This is a genomic window from Paenibacillus graminis (assembly GCF_000758705.1).
Lineage (GTDB): Bacteria > Bacillota > Bacilli > Paenibacillales > Paenibacillaceae > Paenibacillus_AQ > Paenibacillus_AQ graminis.
The window spans coordinates 6,027,077-6,044,676 of record NZ_CP009287.1; the positions used below are offsets into that span (position 1 = coordinate 6,027,077).

The 17,600-nt window shown below is 46.7% G+C and carries 10 protein-coding genes; 3 read left to right on the forward strand and 7 right to left on the reverse strand.

From position 1 onward, the window contains the following. The first annotated feature begins 533 nt into the window (after positions 1–533). Positions 534–893, forward strand: a complete 360-nt coding sequence (locus tag PGRAT_RS35020; RefSeq protein WP_052415735.1) for a YheC/YheD family protein — start codon at positions 534–536, stop codon at positions 891–893. Between the two features lie 921 nt (positions 894–1,814). On the opposite strand, the gene PGRAT_RS34820 is transcribed toward PGRAT_RS35020, so the two are convergent. Next, positions 1,815–1,979, reverse strand: coding sequence for an RCC1 domain-containing protein (locus PGRAT_RS34820; RefSeq protein ID WP_081758726.1), 165 nt, complete (start codon positions 1,977–1,979; stop codon positions 1,815–1,817). On the opposite strand from PGRAT_RS34820, the gene PGRAT_RS26110 reads away from it, so the two are divergent. Next, positions 1,901–3,421 (forward strand): recombinase family protein, encoded by a 1,521-nt coding sequence (locus tag PGRAT_RS26110; RefSeq protein WP_025704885.1) that lies wholly within the window; start codon positions 1,901–1,903, stop codon positions 3,419–3,421. The genes PGRAT_RS34820 and PGRAT_RS26110 overlap by 79 nt on opposite strands. A gap of 333 nt (positions 3,422–3,754) precedes the next feature. Here the strand turns inward: PGRAT_RS26110 and PGRAT_RS26115 are convergent, their stop codons facing one another. The 3 genes from PGRAT_RS26115 to PGRAT_RS31925 are packed head-to-tail and all read right to left on the reverse strand — an operon-like array spanning position 3,755 to position 6,613. Next, positions 3,755–4,555 carry an ABC transporter permease gene (locus PGRAT_RS26115; protein WP_025704886.1) on the reverse strand — a complete coding sequence of 267 codons (801 nt, stop codon included), beginning with the start codon at positions 4,553–4,555 and terminating at the stop codon, positions 3,755–3,757. Then, a complete protein-coding gene (locus PGRAT_RS26120; protein WP_025704887.1) occupies positions 4,552–5,502 on the reverse strand; it encodes an ABC transporter ATP-binding protein in 951 nt (316 codons plus the stop codon). The genes PGRAT_RS26115 and PGRAT_RS26120 overlap by 4 nt, the downstream gene beginning before the upstream one ends. Positions 5,503–5,521: 19 nt before the next feature. Further along, the gene (locus tag PGRAT_RS31925) at positions 5,522–6,613 is read right to left on the reverse strand and encodes an ArsR/SmtB family transcription factor (RefSeq protein ID WP_051424711.1); all 1,092 of its coding nucleotides are present in this window, start codon (positions 6,611–6,613) and stop codon (positions 5,522–5,524) included. Between the two features lie 236 nt (positions 6,614–6,849). Here PGRAT_RS31925 and PGRAT_RS26130 point away from each other — a divergent pair, with 236 nt between their 5' ends. Then, positions 6,850–7,923, forward strand: a complete 1,074-nt coding sequence (locus PGRAT_RS26130) for a glycosyltransferase (RefSeq protein ID WP_162165067.1) — start codon at positions 6,850–6,852, stop codon at positions 7,921–7,923. A 27-nt stretch (positions 7,924–7,950) separates the two neighbouring features. On the opposite strand, the gene PGRAT_RS31930 is transcribed toward PGRAT_RS26130, so the two are convergent. Genes PGRAT_RS31930 through PGRAT_RS26145 form a run of 3 tightly spaced genes read right to left on the reverse strand, consistent with a single transcriptional unit; the run spans position 7,951 to position 17,575 of the window. Next, complete coding sequence (locus tag PGRAT_RS31930) at positions 7,951–9,204, reverse strand: macrolide family glycosyltransferase (RefSeq protein WP_025704891.1); 1,254 nt, start codon at positions 9,202–9,204, stop codon at positions 7,951–7,953. 46 nt (positions 9,205–9,250) lie between these two features. Beyond that, positions 9,251–10,507 (reverse strand): macrolide family glycosyltransferase, encoded by a 1,257-nt coding sequence (locus PGRAT_RS31935; RefSeq protein ID WP_025704892.1) that lies wholly within the window; start codon positions 10,505–10,507, stop codon positions 9,251–9,253. 15 nt (positions 10,508–10,522) lie between these two features. Next, on the reverse strand, positions 10,523–17,575 hold the full coding sequence (locus PGRAT_RS26145; protein ID WP_025704893.1) for a non-ribosomal peptide synthetase: 7,053 nt from the start codon (positions 17,573–17,575) through the stop codon (positions 10,523–10,525). Positions 17,576–17,600: the final 25 nt, after the last annotated feature.

Here is a 17,600-nt window from a genome sequence, read left to right on the forward strand (position 1 = left end):
AACCGCCCCTGGGCGGTTTTTCAACATTTCATCGAACGAAGATTCGAGGAATATCCAGCGATAGAGAGGATTCTCGGCAAGTCGCATCGGAAAGTGCTGACCCGTACGCCAGAGTGGTCGAATTAACAGAGAACGTTAGTTCAATAAACCAGCGGCAGTCTAGGACTTTATTTTCAGATCCTTGACTGCCGCTGGTTTTATATATTTAGGTCAGTCTAAAACTTATTATTCCAAGTCTGACGATTTAGCAATTCAGAATCAGCTTAGGACCAACAAATCCGGTCTAGATCTTTATTTTCATCGGACACCAGCGGAACAGGCGGGCGCGGCATCCTACGGATTGAGCGGCTGAAGGAAGGCAAGTCTCTCTACGATATTCAGGGACGCCGCCAGAGCCGGGAGATCATCGCTCCCCGCAAAGTCACGCTCACCCGCCTTGAGTCCATTGTGCGCCAGTGGTGCCTCGGCGGACGGTTCCTGGTACAGCAGGCATCCCGCTGCGCCTGCCCAGCGGACACTACCACGACTACCGTATGCTTGTGCAAAAAAACGGCCAGGGCGTGTGGGAGCTGACCGGCATGGCCGGCCGCGTAGGCGCCGCCCGCAGCGTCACCTCTAATCTGCACGGCGGCGGCCACGCCATCCGCGCTGAGATTCTTCTGAAGCAATGGCTCGGCAGTCAGGAAAAGGCCGAAAAAGCGATGAAGACCGCCGAGAAGCTGGGCCTCGACGCCGCAGCTTATCTTGAGGACAGCTTCGGTACCCTCTGCGAGCTGGCCCTGGCCCTCGCCATTAACCGCGAGGGCCAGATCTACGTGCTGGAGGTCAACCCCAAGCCGCCCGCGAGGTCTTCGCCCGCTCCGGCGACAGTAGCACCTACCGCAAGGCGCTGATGCGCCCGCTGGAGTATGCGATGTGGGTGTATAAGAACAAGAATACACCGAGTGCTGTGAAGGTGGTTGAGGAGTAGAGAGTTGGTACGCGAAATAAACAACCGCCCCTCTGCATATAGAGGGGCGGTTATTGCGTCGATAGTTTTGCTCGGCGTCAATCTATGACAGCTTTAAAGAAATTTTAAATTAACCATCTTAATAAATGATCATAATGGTAAGCAACCATTTGTATAGGTGCTTATAATCGGCGTGTGAAATAATAAAACATCATCAATAGGGAGAACTTCAATCTCTACTGACTTTAAGCTGTTTTTAAGATCAACAATTTCAATGGACAACTTCTGTTTACCTGGCACAGTAAAAGTTAATGGAATTTCTGCAATGCCGTCATGAAATTGATCATCAATTACCGTTGTGCCAGTGTAGCTGAGAGTTCTACATCTCCGAATCTTCCGGAAGATACAGTATCCGATACTCCATACCCGGACAATTTCACTTTTGCAATTCCATTTAGTAAATCATTGTCAACACCATCAACGCCATAGACATTACCATAAACGCTTAATTTAACAGTCGTAGGCTCACCGGCTTTAATAGTTGATTGGCTTAATCAATAGAATTAGTCAATGAACTTTTAAACTTAAACGAAAACATACTAGAAATTTACATCAAACCTGTATTTGACCATTCTGACCAAAAACTTTCATCTTTTACCCTTACCTTTACCTGCAGGGGCTCAAATGTTGGGAGTTTCACACTAGAAAACCATGTTCCTGCTGTTGTTGTTAGACTAGTTTTAACTTCCCTCGAATCAGACACTATGCCCCCGACTCATCAAGTACCTGTACTTGGTATGCCGTGAACTTGGTTAGCTCCGCATCCTTCTGATTCCATGAAATCGATGGATTGCTTACATTGGTCTCAGATGGATTCTCTTGCGTACCCAGTAGGTAGGTCAGGGTCCACCGGTGCCCGATTCTCTTGCACCTGTACTGGAACCAGTCGCTGTGCTGTGGTTCCATCCCCTAGCTGTCCCTCATCGTTACCTCCCCATGTCCAAACACTTCCATCGGTTTTCGAGGCTATCCCAACCTTCTCTCCCCCTGCTACAGAACTCGCCCCACTTAACCCCGTCCAATGTGGGAGTAACTGGGTATGACATCTATCTTGGAACTAAGCTAATAGACACTACTACTTTAAATGAATACACGTATACCGGTGCTCGCGGTGATACCTTAGATCAAGGATTTGTCGCTCAAGCATTTAAATATAGTGGAACAAGGATTATCACTCCAGTTAAAGTCTATGATCCTGACAATGAATTTGATGAAGAGTACTTTGAATTCGGCTTATTTATGAGCCGCCGTGAGTATAAAACTATTAATCGCAGGCAACAGGCCGGAAGATTACAGTCAGTTAAAGCAGGGAATTTCATTGGAAATACTCCTCCTTATGGATACATAAAGATACGCTTGGAGGATCAGTCCTGTAGTCTGAAACCTCACATGGATCAATCTCCTGTCGTTAAAATGATTTATGATATGTACACTACTCAAAACTTGGGCATGAAAAGTATTGCAACAAAGCTTAACTTGCTGGGTGTACCTACACAGCAAGGTTCTTTGTGGACTAGACCGACAATAAGTAACATATTGCAGAATCCTATTTATGTTGGGGATATTGTTTGGAACCGTCGCCCCGTGAAAAAAACTCGTAAAAATGGTAAAATTATCAAAACTCGCCCTGGATTATCTGAAGATCAGTGGACTAGAGTCTCTGGAAAGCACGAGGCCCTCATATCTACACAGACCTGGGAAAAAGCGCGACAGATTTTAAAAAGAAGATATCATGTCCCGGCACCTTCAGGAATTATAACCAGTTCCTTGGCTGTCCTTGTTAAATGTGGCCAATGTGGCCGGGCAATGATACGACGCCCTTATTCTAAAACTGAGCCATTTCTTGTTTGTAATACGCCGATGTGTAAACAAGTCACCTCACAATTCTCCCTTGTAGAAGATCGTATTTTGGAAGGACTTCGAATATGGATCAACCAGTATAAGGCAAAATGGATTGAGAACATCCCTGTTCGGACTGGAGAGGCTGAAGAAATAATCATGGCAAAGCAACAAATGGTCAATGAGCTAACTAAAAAGGTTAGTGAACCGAGGCAACAATCCAGTGCACTTCATGATCTGTTAGAGCGCAGAGTTTATAGTATTGAAGTGTTTTTGGAACAATCTCAGAATCTGTCTGAACGCATTGCTGAAGCTGAGAGAGGATTACTCTCTGCGCAGCATGATTTAAAAATAGAGGAACATCGTAAAGAGGCAGAGGTAGGGATAATCCCACAAGTGGAGCATGTGCTTGATGTTTACAACAAAATAGATGATGCAGCGAAACGGAACGCCCTTCTTAAGTCGGTGCTGCAAGTTGCTGTTTACAATAAAGAGAAGCGTGGCCATTGGACGAAACCAGAAACATTGAAGAAATTCGACCTCAAATTGTATCCAAAATTGCCGGAAGTTTGAGGTAGTAATCATAACTTACAACCTCAATGCGCTGTCCCATTGGCACAGCCCGTAACCAGAACAAGCATCAGAATGATAAGTCCCAGGATGCTGAATTGTCTCCACTTCAATGCCGTTATCCCATTCTCTAGCACAAAGCTTTTGCTTAAATGCAAGTATTACCTTCACAGATTGATATACCGAGTGTACCATATGCCGACGCTGTCCGTAATTAAAGGGATGAAATCATAATAACTTAAGGCATCATCCTTTGAAGGGTCCTGCTCAAAATAAAAACCTACAGATGTAATTATCTGTAGGCGTCCGTCCTGAGAGAAATGCAATTGACCAGATTTATTTGTTTACCCGCCAGCTGACCAGCCTGTTTACGACAATCAGTGAAATCATGCTGAAGACCAGCATGACGGCACAATCCAGCATAACCCCTTTGGACCAGCCGACCGTCAGAATGGAACGCATGGCATCCGCAGCGTAGGTTGTCGGCAGCACATAAGATATCCATTGCAGCGGCACAGGAAGCTGATCAATGCTCACCATGACCGGAGACAGAAAAGAGATGATCATCATCAAGGCCTGGCAGAGCATGTTGGTGAATTGGAATGTGGGCGACCAGAATCCAAGAAGTATTCCAATGCCTACAACACTGGTCAGGCTTAGGATGACGACGACGGGTAGCCCCGGCGAATAATGAAGCTGAACACCGTACATCCACTGGCCGAGCGATCCCAAAATAAGAAAGGAGGGTAGTGTGTTCATAAGCCCCCGCAGCATGTTGGCGAGTACAAAGTTATTTTTGGATATGGGGAGAGACGCATAAAAGGTAAAATGATCCTGATGCTTCTGCAAGGCAATTTCCTGCCCCAGTCCATTCATCCCCATCACGATAATTCCGAACACCAGATTTCCTGCAATAATCTGCACAACCATTTCATCAGTCGGGTTTACCGTATAAAACCGCATGAAAAGCAGGGTCGTAAGCGGGTACAGCGTCGCCATCAGGATGACCCATGCCCAACTGTCCCTGACAATCGCGAACTGAATCCGGAACAAAATGGAGATTTCCGTCCACCAGCGTTCCCATCGGCCCCTCTTTCTCAGCGGCTGCAGCCCGATCGGATTCATAAAGGTGCTCATGCCCCCATCACCTCTTTGGCCGCTTGATCGATATGGAAATATACATCCTCCAGACTTGGAGGCAGGACGGCATATTCCTCTATTTTCAGGTCGCGGCGTGAGATGATTCTGTCCAGAACATTGCCCGCCTGGGCTTTGTCCACCAGCAGGCAGATCCGGTTTTCACCGCTTCTCTGGAGAATCCCCCATTCAGCCAATTCCTTTTCAACCTCTTCCCTCTGGCCGAATGCCGTCTGGATTTCAAATTTCAGCCGCTGATCCACGCGCTGCTTCAGATTAACCACACTATCAATCGCCAGCAGCTTTCCGTGATTGATCACCGCGACCCGGTCAACCACATGCTCTGCTTCGAGAACATTATGGGTAACCAGGATGACAGTAGCGCCATTACGGTTATGCTCCTGGATGAGATCCCACACCAATCTCCGCTTTGTCGGATCAAGCTCATTGGTGGGTTCATCCAGGATCAGCACCGGCGAGTGGCCGATCAGCGCCGTGCCGATGCCAACCATCCGCTTCTGTCCGCCGGAGAGCCGTTTTAGTGATTTGTTCCGGAGTTCTGTCATTTCGAACCGCTCCAACAATTCCGCAGCTTCCCGCTCTGCCGATTTCTTCTGCATCCCGCGAAGCTGCCCTGTAAATACAAGCGCTTCCATCGCAGTTAATGCAGATAACGCATGAGGCTCCTGCGCGTAGTAAGACACCTCGCTTGCTACCACACGTGTTTGTTTGTACACATCTAGCCCATTGTATAACACTTGCCCTTCGGTCGGCTTCAGATGTCCCACCAATTGTTTAATCAATGTCGATTTGCCCGCTCCGTTTGGTCCCAGCACCCCTAGGATTTCTCCCCTTTGAATGAGAAAAGAAATATCATCGTTGGCTTTGATTTTGCCCTTTTTGTAGACCATATTGACGCACTCCACCTCGTAGATCCAGCTATCCATTTCTCCCCATCTCCTTCACTTATCGCAAAAGCAAGCTTTTGGTCTGATCCATCAACGCAGCCAGCCGCTCAGTGTCGAGCACATAGTAGATCCGGCTGTCCATTCTGGTGATTCGGATTAAATTCAGGTCAATCAGCAGGTTCGTATGGTAGTTGATCGCTGCCGGTGTCAGCATTAATAGCTGCGCCAACTCGCCCGCATACCGATTGCTCTGTTTCAGCAGCTCGATAATTTCCAGCCTCCGTTTGTCGGAGATTACCTTCAGGAACTGTTCAATCGCTTCCTTCTCTTCACGCTGACTGGCCAAAGCATCATTTCGGTATCCGAGAACCATCCAATCCAGCCGGGACACACCCTCAAAATGCCGGAAATCCACGCGGACCTGTGAGATATAACTGATGTGAACCCGGGTGTCCTTAACGATTAGCTCTTTACCGGAATTGGCAATCTCTCCAAAAGCCTTCTCCGGATGTTCGTGAAAATAGACGTCATAACGCGCCGCCCCTTCCTCTCCAAGCTCCCTTAACCGCTTCCTCAGGACTAGAAATCCGTGACGAAAAAAAGAATCGAGCAACATCTGAGTTCGCTGCTTGAACTCCCCGGGAAACCTTGCATGGTCCATAAGTTCAGCGTGAAGCTCTCCATCCGGCAACGGAACAGCGGCAACCAGCCGGTACAGTAGAGCGGAATCCTGACAAACCTCCTCAAAAGAAAAGCCGCCTCGCCAATCCGGGCCGGAGCTTGCATACACAGCCTCAACCAGCATCGCTGCCAGTTCCCCGGGTTGACGCTTGTTATAGCATTCCATCCAGGCCTCTACGGTCTCCACTTTGTCATCGTCGTAAAACACCTGGGAAAGAACGGCATCCAGACGGTCATACGTCAGGGTTCTTCCGAAAAAACGGGCCAGTTCCTCTTTGACATGCCGGGATAGCCGGCTTATGACGTCTTCCAGCATCTCTGTGAATTGAGGCTCTGGTGGAAACTTTAGCTCCTGCGCAAGCTCGTTCATGGACTCAACCTTGGCGGCCATCGTCAGTGCGGCAATGAATTCCAGCGGCTCACAATAGTCAAACTTCATCAGTTTCACAATTTTATCCGGGTTAATCATTCCTTCCCCCTTTGATTTAAGTTTTCACTTAACTAATATTACTTTTTGTTAAACGTTCATTAAACAAATCATAACAAGCTAATTCTTCCATGTCAATATTCCTTAACTTATATAAAAAAAGTAAATACATTTGCCTGTCCTGCTTGGAGGAAAATCCTTTTTATGTGTCGAAATGTAAATTGATTTGTTTTTTTGCTCTGCATGTCCAAATCCATATGATGAAGGCAGGTAATTCGATGAGAATCTCCATTGTTTGCAGGGAACTGTCCGGCAGAGGCGGGATGGAAACGGTATTTAAAAATGTAATCACACACTTGATTCAGAAGGGGGATGAGGTTGAACTCATTATATTTGGGGGATCGCATGATAAAAAGTGGCTGGAGTCTATTCCGCATCACATTATTGAAATGCCCCGATCCAATCTGATAAAAATTTATTATAATTCGCTGGTTGTATATTCCAGGCTGCTGCGCAATTTCAATCCTGAGGTCATCCTGGTGACTGATCCCTACTTTATCTATCAAACAAAATTGGTGACTTCCCGGATGAAAAGAAAACCAGCCATTGGGTCCTGGGTTCACTTTGAGCTGTCTGCGTTAATAAAGGTCCAGCAGCTGGCCTCGGCCCACTTCCATTTGGCCATTAGCAAAGGAATTGGCAGGCAAATTGAGGAAGTGAACGGGGGCAGAAGCGATAATATCCATATCATCTATAATCCTGTGGCCATTTCTGAAATGACCGTGCCTCGACCGGATATCGCTACTTTTTTGTATGTAGGCCGGCTGGAGGATGAGTATAAAAAAATAAGTGATTTCTTAAAGGCCCTCTCTCAATTAAAGGGAGAGTTCAAAACCATTATGATTGGCGACGGGCCGGATCATGAACCATTAGTTGCCTTGTCCCGGCAATTGGGGATCAATGACAGGGTTGAATGGAGAGGCTGGCAATATAACCCCTGGGATCAAATCCCTCCCGTTTCCTGTTTAGTATTAACATCACGGCTGGAAGGATTTGGGCTGGTGCTTGTTGAGGCTATGTCCAAAGGCATACCATGCATCAGCACAGATTGCCCATCAGGTCCATCCGAGATTATCCGCGGAGGCGAGAACGGATGGTTAGTCCCCCCCGGTGATGTCGGGGCCATTTCCTCCATGCTGCAAAATGTCATTGATCAACCGGAAATACTGCCGTCACAGGAGGCGGTTCGGGAATCTGTAAAGCATTTTGATACCAGCCTCCTGATGAATAAGCTGCGGGATGTGCTTCAGACGGAAATTAACAAAACAGATAAAAATATCCTTTCTGTTTGATTGCTTATATTAACAAGCGCTGTTCTGCTAAATTCCTTTTTGTCTTAGGAATGAGAATATAGAATCGACCGCAAGCCTGACTCCTCCGGACATTTGGAACGAGCGGTTCAGCTTGTCTCCGTTCTCTTTGTACTTTTTATCCTGATAAATTTTGTAAGCCGTTTCACGCAGCTCCCTAGGGCTAATCTCAGAATTCCTTACATAAATCCCAGCCTCCATGTCATCCAAATGGCTGGATATGGTGAACTGGTCGGCTCCCTGTGGAAACATGATCATGGGTACATTATTGTAAACAGCCTCGCACACACTATTATATCCCCCATGTGTGATGAAGACGTCTGCTCTTTCCAAGACATCCATCTGGGGGTGAAAGGCACTCAAATAAAAATTATCAGGGACGGGGATATCGCCAATATCCACAAGACTGCCAATGGACATTACAATTTGCCATTCGGTATCCCTGAACGCATCAAAGCACTTTTGATAAAAGCCGGGGCGGTTCGTATAGATTGAGCCTAACGAAATATAGATAAACGGCTTGCCGGACATCTCTTCGATACGGGAATCTACACCTGTCCGATCCTGACGGATGTTAGGTCCGATGAATGCATAGCTTTCATCAAAGGTATCCGCAAACGGCTGAAACTCTTTTGTGGTGTATACAATATTAAGCTCCTCCCGTCCTGTAAATGCATCAAGCGCATCAAAGTCCTTGATTCCATGAGCCATAGCGATTTGCTTGGACATTACGTCCAATTCTTCGCTTAAACGGCTCTTCCAGATGGAATCCAGGTACTCCTGTCCTTTGTCAGGGGGAATGCGAAATACATTTTCCAGGAAGTACAATGGAGCAGCATCGATCATGGTTTTGTTAATGGCAAAGGTAAGCACGTAGCACAAGACCGGGACATCAAGGACACTGGCTAGTTGTTTTCCCCAAAAGGCATCACAGTCCCGGATGATATAATCCGGGTTATCGGCCATAACCTCCGGCAAGATGGCGTTGATGATCTTTTTGCTTTTTTCGATGACCCCCGGCACGAGATAGTTTAGCAGTACTTTGGGATGTTCGACCTCAATAGTAGTGGCGCTGTTGTCGAACATCCCTCTTGCGTGCCCATAGCTTCGGAACGTCACCCCCATTGCCTCAATGGTTTCCCTGAAACTCTCGTTGGAATAATAAATAACCTCTTCGCCCCGTGACACCAACTCCCTCACCAAAGTAAGGGTTGGCATCACGTGGCTGTAAAAAGGAAAGCTCAAAAACACGATTTTGGACACTGTATGACATCCTTTCGCCCAGAAAATAACCGCCTGCACAGAGGAGCTAAACGACTATGGCTTCTGAGATAAAAGCCAGAATAGCGTCTGCCCCCAGCTTTGCTCCGCCGGATAACCGGAAGGAGTCTGCCAATTGCCTACAATTATGTCGATATTCACTATTCTGATAAACACCCTCCACGATTTCCAGCAATTCCACAGGAGATATCTCCCGGTTTCTCACATAAACACCTGCACCGGTTTCTTCTATACGGCTGGAGGTAGCCACTTGGTCGGCACCCTGCGGAAACAAGACCAGCGGCACATGATTATCGATCGCTTCACTTAAACTGTTGTAGCCCCCGTGTGACAGGAACACATCTACCTGCGGCATCAACTCTACCTGCGGAACCTGATTTACCACTACAAAGTTTGCCGGAACATCGCCCAGCAATGAAATATCCACCTTCTTTCCAACGGACATAATGACTGAAAATCCGGTGTCTCTGAACGCTTCCATGCATCTTTTATAAAGCTCCAGCGTGTTATTAAAAATATTCCCGAAGGCGATGAGCAGCACGGGCCTATCCGCCTCTTTTTGAAACGGAAAATCCGTTTTTTCTTTGCTTGCCCGCACGCTCGGACCGATAAAAACGTAGTTGTCGCCAAATGTTTCCGCGTAGGGCTGAAACTCCCTGGAGGTATACACAATGTTGAATTCATCACCGCCTGCCAGCGCGTCCAGTACAGTATATCCCTCTACACCTTGTTCCTTGGCGATCCCTGCTGTAATATGATCCAGAACCTGGCTGACACTTTCCTTCTCCGCAACCGGCAGCGAATCCGCGGACATGCTGAATACAGATTCCATAAAACCTTCCTTGTTGATATCCATCATCCTGTTATTTAATGCAATGGTAGTGATATAACAAACGACCGGCACATCCAATATATTACCGAGCAGCCTTCCCCAATAAGCCTCGCAATCTCTTACGATATAATCAGGGTTATCGGCCAGTACACGGTTGACTATTCTTTGCACCACTTTTTTGGACTTCAAAATTTTACTTGGCACGAGCGAGTATAAAATATCAACGGGTGTCGGATACCCGGCATAATTAATCTGATCGGTCGCCGCTTCCAGTAGCCTAATGATGTCTCCATAATCTCTGAAGACCGCTCCTGACTCTTCTACGGCATCCTTGTACGCCTCAACCGAGTAGTAAATCACCTCCTCTCCCCGGTCAAGCAGTTCACGAACTAACGCCAAGGATGGAATGACGTGGCTAAAGAAAGGGTAGCTCAGAAAAATCACCTTTGACATGTTTGCACATTCCTCCTAATCTCGTTGCGTAACAATGGGCTGGATGTTTCCTGCGGCCTCCTGCAGGACAAATAAAAGGTCATCTCTATCTTCTTCAAATGGCAGGATGATTTTTAGCTTCAAATAGTCTTCCCCCTGCCAGACATAGAACCCGATCTTCCCGTTGCTGTCTTCCGCCCGCTCACCATATTCTGCGCTGACCGCAATTTCTTGCAATGTGAGATCCTTGCTGCAGGATTGTAAGACACCATAGTAGTTGAACATGATCGACGCACCTGAATATAGCTTTTCAAGAAGCCTGGAGGTCTCCGCAAAAGGATAAGCCGTCCCTCCATTCAGCATCAGATTGACAAAGCTGATGTTGCCCTTGACACATTCATTAACCTGATGCTGAATCCATTTTTCGAGGGAATCCGTTTGGTTATTTCCCGCCAGCACTGGTATAACATCTGCAAAGTCTCCGACGATATCGTAATAGAGATTCTCTTCATAACGTCTTCCGTTATTCACCAGCCAAAAGGGTACCTCGCGGATTCCAAACATTTTGCCGCAAAGGGGAATCATTACCTCTAAAGCGAGCTGCCAATGCGATTTCTCCTTGTTCCCCAGCCTCAGGGGGATAACCAGATCTAGCATTGTAGATTTATGCCTGTTTTTGGAGTTGATGTACTTCTCCAATTCTCTGGCCTGCGCTGCAAATTCGGCCAACCGGAACATCTCGCACAATTTCTGCTCGCTTAGATTTTGGGGTCCCTTTTGCATTTGGTCCGCATAATCCCAATAGTTCTGATGATGCTTTAGGGAGTGAACAGGCAGTGAAGAGTCGCCGGCAAAGTAAGCAGCCAATTGATCCGTGATAATCCCCAGGCTTAATCCATCAGAAACGGCGTGATCGGCAGAATACAGCAGCATATAATCTTCAGGAGCGGTTTGGACCAGAACTAAACGGTATAATAATCCATTGTCCCGTTCAAATGGAAGTTTGTTGAAATGATCTTGCAAATAAGCCAGACATTCACTTCTCCGTGCTGCATCAAAACCGGACAGATCAATCAATATAAACGGAAGATTATATACAGAGCCATGTTCGTAAAAATACGTATTTTCTCCATCATTTACGATTACAGATCTCAACAGCACCTGTTCGTTTACGAGCCGCAAAATAGCTTTTTGAATCTTGCCAATATCGCCGCAGCTCCGAAATGGAATGGAAGTATGAACCTTTTCGGCATTCATCAGATGGTATTTCTGAACAGCCGCCGGCAAATGTTTCCCAACCAACGGGGCATTTCGGATACTTTCCGTATGCTTTAGCTCTTGATCCTTTATCTCAGCCAGCCATATGCTGCATAATACTTCTATAGAAGCATCCCCTTCAGTGCCAGATGAATCGATTCTTCCAACAGGGTTCTCCAGGATTGGATTATTCCGCAGATCCCGGACACATTCTGAGAGCTCGGCAATCTTCTGGCGATGAAACAGATCCTTGATTTCCATATGCAGCCGGTGCTTACCCAGTATTGCAGCCACTTGCATTGCCTTCAGAGAATCTCCGCCAACCTCAAAGAAATTATCTTCGATTCCCACCTTTTCCAGCCGCAGCACTTCTTCCCAGACTTCCGTCAGCATCAGCTCGATTTCGTTCCTAGGGGCGATGTATCCGGAATGGCGCTGCATATTATTCTCCGGCACAGGCAATAATTTCTGATCAATCTTGCCGTTAGAGGTCAACGGGAAGGCCTCCATTCGGACAAAATACGCAGGAATCATAAATTCAGGCAATTTGCTCAGGAGCTGCTTCCTTAATTCGGTCACTGAATAATCCATTGCGGAAATGTAGTAAGCACAAATGCTGGCATGCTGAAGCTGATTTTTCCGGTGTGTTACGATTACATCTTTAATGCCTTCGATCTTAAGCAATTCCGCTTTAATTTCTTGAGGCTCAACCCTGAAGCCCCTTATTTTGACCTGCTCGTCCATCCGGCCCAAATACTCCAGATTCCCATCCGGCAGCCATCTAGCCAAGTCGCCTGTCCGGTACACTTTTCCGATTCTGGAATCGGCAGCAGTAATTATTTTATCCGCGGTCATCTCAGGCCGCTTCCAGTACCCCCTGGTCAAGCCTATACCGCCAATACACAATTCTCCCGGAATTCCCACCGGTTGAAGATTGCGATATTTATCCAGGATATACATTTGAGTATTCAGTATCGGCTTGCCTATCGGAACGGGGTCATCCATTTCACCTTGCTCATTGGCGATCCAAACCGAAGAATATACGGTCGTTTCCGTCGGTCCATAGGCATTGATGTACTCGCATTTCTTTTTCCATTCATTGACCAGTCCGGATGAAATCGCTGAGCCGATCGTAATCATCTTGTCAACCGTATGAATGTTATTCGGATTCAAATTGGCCAAATAAGTCGGCGGCAGGATTGCTGCCGTAATCCTGTTGGAATTTAGAAATGCTTCGAAGCAGCTGTTGTCATTCAGGATCTCCTTGGTCGTGAGACATAAAGTACCGCCCAGCAAGATGGACATGGAAATATCCATTAATGATACGTCAAAGGAAATGCTGGAAAATTGAACAACCCGCTCGCGGTCCTGAATTTTAAGCTGCTCCTTGTTGGAGGCGGTCAGGTTCACGATCCCTTTGTGCTCCAGTAAAGTTCCCTTAGGCTTTCCGGTTGTGCCGGAAGTATAGATCATATAAGCCAAGTCGCTTGACCGGTTTATTACAGTGAGGTTAGAGCCATCCACATTGTTCAGTCCGGCGCTATTCAGATCTATAACTTCCCCGTCGAAATCCAGCCAGTTATAAGGAATGTTCTGGGTCAGCACTAATTGTATGCCGCTGTCTTCAATCATGAATTTGATTCTTTCATCCGGATAGGCCGGGTCGATAGGTAAATACGCGCCTCCAGACTTAAGAATGCCCAGCCAACCGATCATCATTTCAAAAGAACGCTCAAACATGAGGCCCACTACTGAACCGGCGGTGACGCCTTTCTCTCTCAGCAATCGCGCCAACTGATTTGCTCTCTTATTCAGCTCACCGTAGCTCATGGTTTGATCAAGAAACTCCAGGGCAGGCTCATCACCGCGGCGTTTCGCCTGTTCTTCGAACAATCCATGAATGGTTTGACCGGCCGGCAAGTCGAACGAAGTCTGGTTGAAAGCCAATATCTGCTGGACAGCATTCTCTGAAACCATGCAGATATCGGATATTCTAATCTCCCGGTCCACAATGACCTGGCTGACTATTGCTTTGAGATAATCGATCATGGTCTCCACGGTTTCGCGTTTGAATAATCTGGTGCAGTATTCGAAGCTGCAGTGCAGCAATCCATCCAGTCCTTCCAGACAATGAAGGGTAATATCGAACCTTGAAATGTTGTGCTCGTGTTCATAGAAAGATACCTTCATCTCTCCGAACTGAAACTGATTGACGGCGATATTCTGCAGAATAAGCATGGCATCAAAAAGAGGATTCCGTCCCGTGTCCCTCACGATGTCCAGTTTTGAAATTATTTCTTCAAATTGATAATCCTGGTTGTCAAAGGCACTCAGTGCACTGCTTTTGACCTCATTTAAGAAATCCTTGAATCGTTTATTCCCTGCGGGGAAATTTCTCATCGCCAAAGTGTTCGAGAACATGCCCATGACACTTTCCAGTTCAACCTGCCTTCTGCGTGTGACAGGGGAACCCACTATAATGTCTTCCTGGTTCGTGATTTTGGACAGCATAATATTAAAAAGGGCTAAAAGAAGCATATACAGCGTCGCGCCATTGTCGCCCGCAAGCTCTTTGAGCTCGCAAGTAGTTTCTTTATCGAGAGTAAAAGGAATTTTGCTTCCTTCATAACTCTTGTGAACCGGTCTCTTGTAATCAACGGGCAATTCCAGCAGCGGAACTTCGCCCTTGAACATATTCAGCCAGAACTCTTCCTGCTGCTTGAAATCTCCGTTCTCAGCGGATTCCTTCTCCCATACAGAAAAATCCTTAAACTGAATTTCCGGCTCCGGCAGTACGGCATTCCCATAAAGCAGGGCCAGTTCTTTAATGAACAACCCAATCGAAATCCCGTCAGATATAATATGATGCATATCGAACATAAAAAGATAACGGCGGCTGGCGATTTTGATGACCTTCACCCTGAACAGCGGGGATGTGTCTAAATCAAAAGGCTGAATGAACCTGTCTGCCTCTAAGCGGATATCGTCTATTTTCTCTTCTGTATAATCGATTGAAAAATCAATAGTGTCATGCACAACCTGAACCGGCTCATGATGTATCATATGGAATGAGGTTCTTAATATTTCATGGCGGGAGATCATTTGCCTAAGGACGCTTTCCACCTGACCAACATCCAGTTCTCCCTCCATCACCATCACTTCCGGCATATTATAGCTCGTAGATTCCCCTTCCATATGGTATAGGGCGTACATTCTTTTTTGTGCTGAGGACATGGGGTAATAATCCCGTTTTTCTGTTGGCAGAATAGAAGAGTACGTGCCGGGACGTTTACTTTTAATCAAGGCCGCGAGGTTGCATATCGTTTGCTTTTCAAATATTTCATCCAATTCGATTTCCACCTGGAATTCCTTATGAAGCCTAGACAAAAGCATGGTTGCCTTCAGAGAATGGCCGCCCAGCATAAAAAAATTATCATGAATCGAGACTTTGTCGACCTCCAGTACATTTTTCCAGATTTCCACCAGTCTGCTTTCAATTTCATTCGTCGGATGCTGGAACCGGGCCCCAAGTTCCTTAAGGTCCTGATTCCGCAAGGCATTCCTGTCCATTTTTCCTGTCGGCGTCATGGGGAACTGTTCCAGTTGAAAAAAGTGGGTTGGCAGCATATACTCCGGCAGAGACTTCGACAACGATTCCCTTAGCTCCAGCGCCGATAACACTCTGTCGCACACAATATAAGCATAAATTCTGGAGTTATCGTTTTGATCCTCCCATAGTGCAACTGCCGCTTCCGTGATTCCGTTATATTCCAGCAAACGGTTTTCGATTTCTCCCAGCTCAATCCGGTAGCCTCTGAGCTTAACCTGTGTATCTGCCCTTCCGATAATTTCTATTTCCCCGCCCGTTGTCCAACGTGCAAGGTCTCCTGTCCGGTACATTCTTTCGTTGGCCTCAAATGGATTGCTGACGAACTTATCACGGGTAAGCTCTTCATTATGCAAATATCCTCTCGCCAGACCGGCGCCTGAAATGCACAGCTCCCCGACCATACCCGCCGCTTTTAATTCCAGATTGTCGCCTACGATATAAACTCTGGTATTTCCGATAGGTTTTCCGATCGTCAGCTCTGTGTCATCCGATTTCAGATCCCTTTTGAGGGTTGCCAGCACACTGCTTTCTGTTGGTCCGTATTCATTCACGATTTCCAATCCGGGATGCAGTTGCTTGCTAGCCATGAGTAAATTGGGCGTTACTTTCTCACCTGCTAAGGTAACGATGCGGAGGCTTTGGGCCTCCTCGGGCTTCATGTTCCGCAACAATGCGCTGTATAAGGTGGGTACGGCGATAAAATGAGTGATTTTATTCAATGTGATCAATCGAATAATGGCTAAAGGATCTCTCGCTTCCGTTTCGTCCAAAAATACTACCGTGGCACCGGATACGATAGGCGTAAAAAAGCTGGTAAGGAATCCGTCGAAAATATAGGAAAACAACTGAAGCATACGGTCATTTGCATCAAAGCTGTATTCGCTTTTTCTCCACTGGATAGTGTTCGAAATGCTGCGGTGTTCGATAATAACACCTTTAGGCAGTCCCGTAGTACCCGATGTATAAATAACATAGGCGGGATGATCTAAAGCTCTGCTTAGAATTAAGTCCAGATCGCTTTCGTTCTCCAATAAGACATCATCATCCAGCCGAATGACTGTCAAACCGTCCCGCTTCAGCTTCTCTTCGGTCTGCTTGTTAGAGACGGCAACTTCGATCCCAGCATCTTCGATTAGAAATTGCAGTCTTTCCTCTGGGCTTTTTATATCCAGCGGCAAATAAGCCGCACCTGACTTCAAGATTCCCAATATGCCCACAGCCATATCGATTGACCGCTCGACAAGCAGCCCCACGATCTGGTTGGCCCCGACGCCTTGATTTCTGAGCACTCTGGCGAGCTTGTTGGCTTTGGCATTCAAATCTCTGTACGTTATGGATTGGTCGTTGAACTTGACTGCCACGTGATCCGGAGTCTGGCGAACCTGTTCCTCGAACAGTTCATAGAGCGTCATGTCTTCCATGTTCTGATAGGTTCGCGTTTGCTCCTTTAAAAGCTCCAGCGATTCCTCCGCCGACAGCAAACTCATAGAACCAAGCTTGATGCTTACATTCTCCGCTGTCCCCTTAAGAATTTGGAAATATTGTTCGGCTAGCTGCATTACAAAATTTCCGGTGAAATATTTGAGGTTATATATTAAGTTCAGACTAATTCCAGCGTCATCCCGGGTAAAGCCAAAGACAATATTGCTGCTTACATCGGGAATGACCGCATCATTATGGATATTGGTCAGCAAACAAAGCACATGACGGACAAAAGAAAAATCACGATCGCTGATTGCCTGTACATCTTCGATGATTTTATCGAACGGATAATCCTGATGATCGTACGCTCCCAAGGCGGTTTCCCTGACTTGAAGCAGGCTTTCCCTGAACGTCATGCCGGCGGTAAACGTGTCAATAATCGGGACATAATGATTGTACGCCTCGCTGGTGCTGTTCTCGTCTATATGTACAGGTGATGCGACAGTGATTATGCTGCTTTCGGTATGCTTTACAATCAGCCACTTCAACGCCGTCAGAAGTATATAGTAAAGAGAATCGTCGGACCGGTTGCTTAAATGCTGAAGCTGCTGGAACAGTCCATCAGGAATATCCATCCGCAGGCTTTCTTTGCCCTCTATGCCGAGAGCAGATTTGTGAGGGTCAGCCAGAATCCGGCTGTCTGTCTCGCTTCCAACAACCCTGTTTAACCAGTACTTTTTCTTCTTTTTCATTTCGGAAGTCGATAACAGAACGTTTATATTGGCATTTTGAATGGACATAATCTCGTTCAACCCCTATTCACAT

Coding starts and splice junctions, on each gene's coding strand:
- PGRAT_RS35020 (WP_052415735.1), top strand. CDS start 534: ATGCTTGTGCAAAAAAACGGCCAGGGCGTGTGGGAGCTGACCGGCATG.
- PGRAT_RS26120 (WP_025704887.1), bottom strand. CDS start 5,502: ATGGATAGCTGGATCTACGAGGTGGAGTGCGTCAATATGGTCTACAAA.
- PGRAT_RS31925 (WP_051424711.1), bottom strand. CDS start 6,613: ATGATTAACCCGGATAAAATTGTGAAACTGATGAAGTTTGACTATTGT.
- PGRAT_RS26115 (WP_025704886.1), bottom strand. CDS start 4,555: ATGAGCACCTTTATGAATCCGATCGGGCTGCAGCCGCTGAGAAAGAGG.
- PGRAT_RS31935 (WP_025704892.1), bottom strand. CDS start 10,507: ATGTCAAAGGTGATTTTTCTGAGCTACCCTTTCTTTAGCCACGTCATT.
- PGRAT_RS26145 (WP_025704893.1), bottom strand. CDS start 17,575: ATGTCCATTCAAAATGCCAATATAAACGTTCTGTTATCGACTTCCGAA.
- PGRAT_RS26130 (WP_162165067.1), top strand. CDS start 6,850: ATGAGAATCTCCATTGTTTGCAGGGAACTGTCCGGCAGAGGCGGGATG.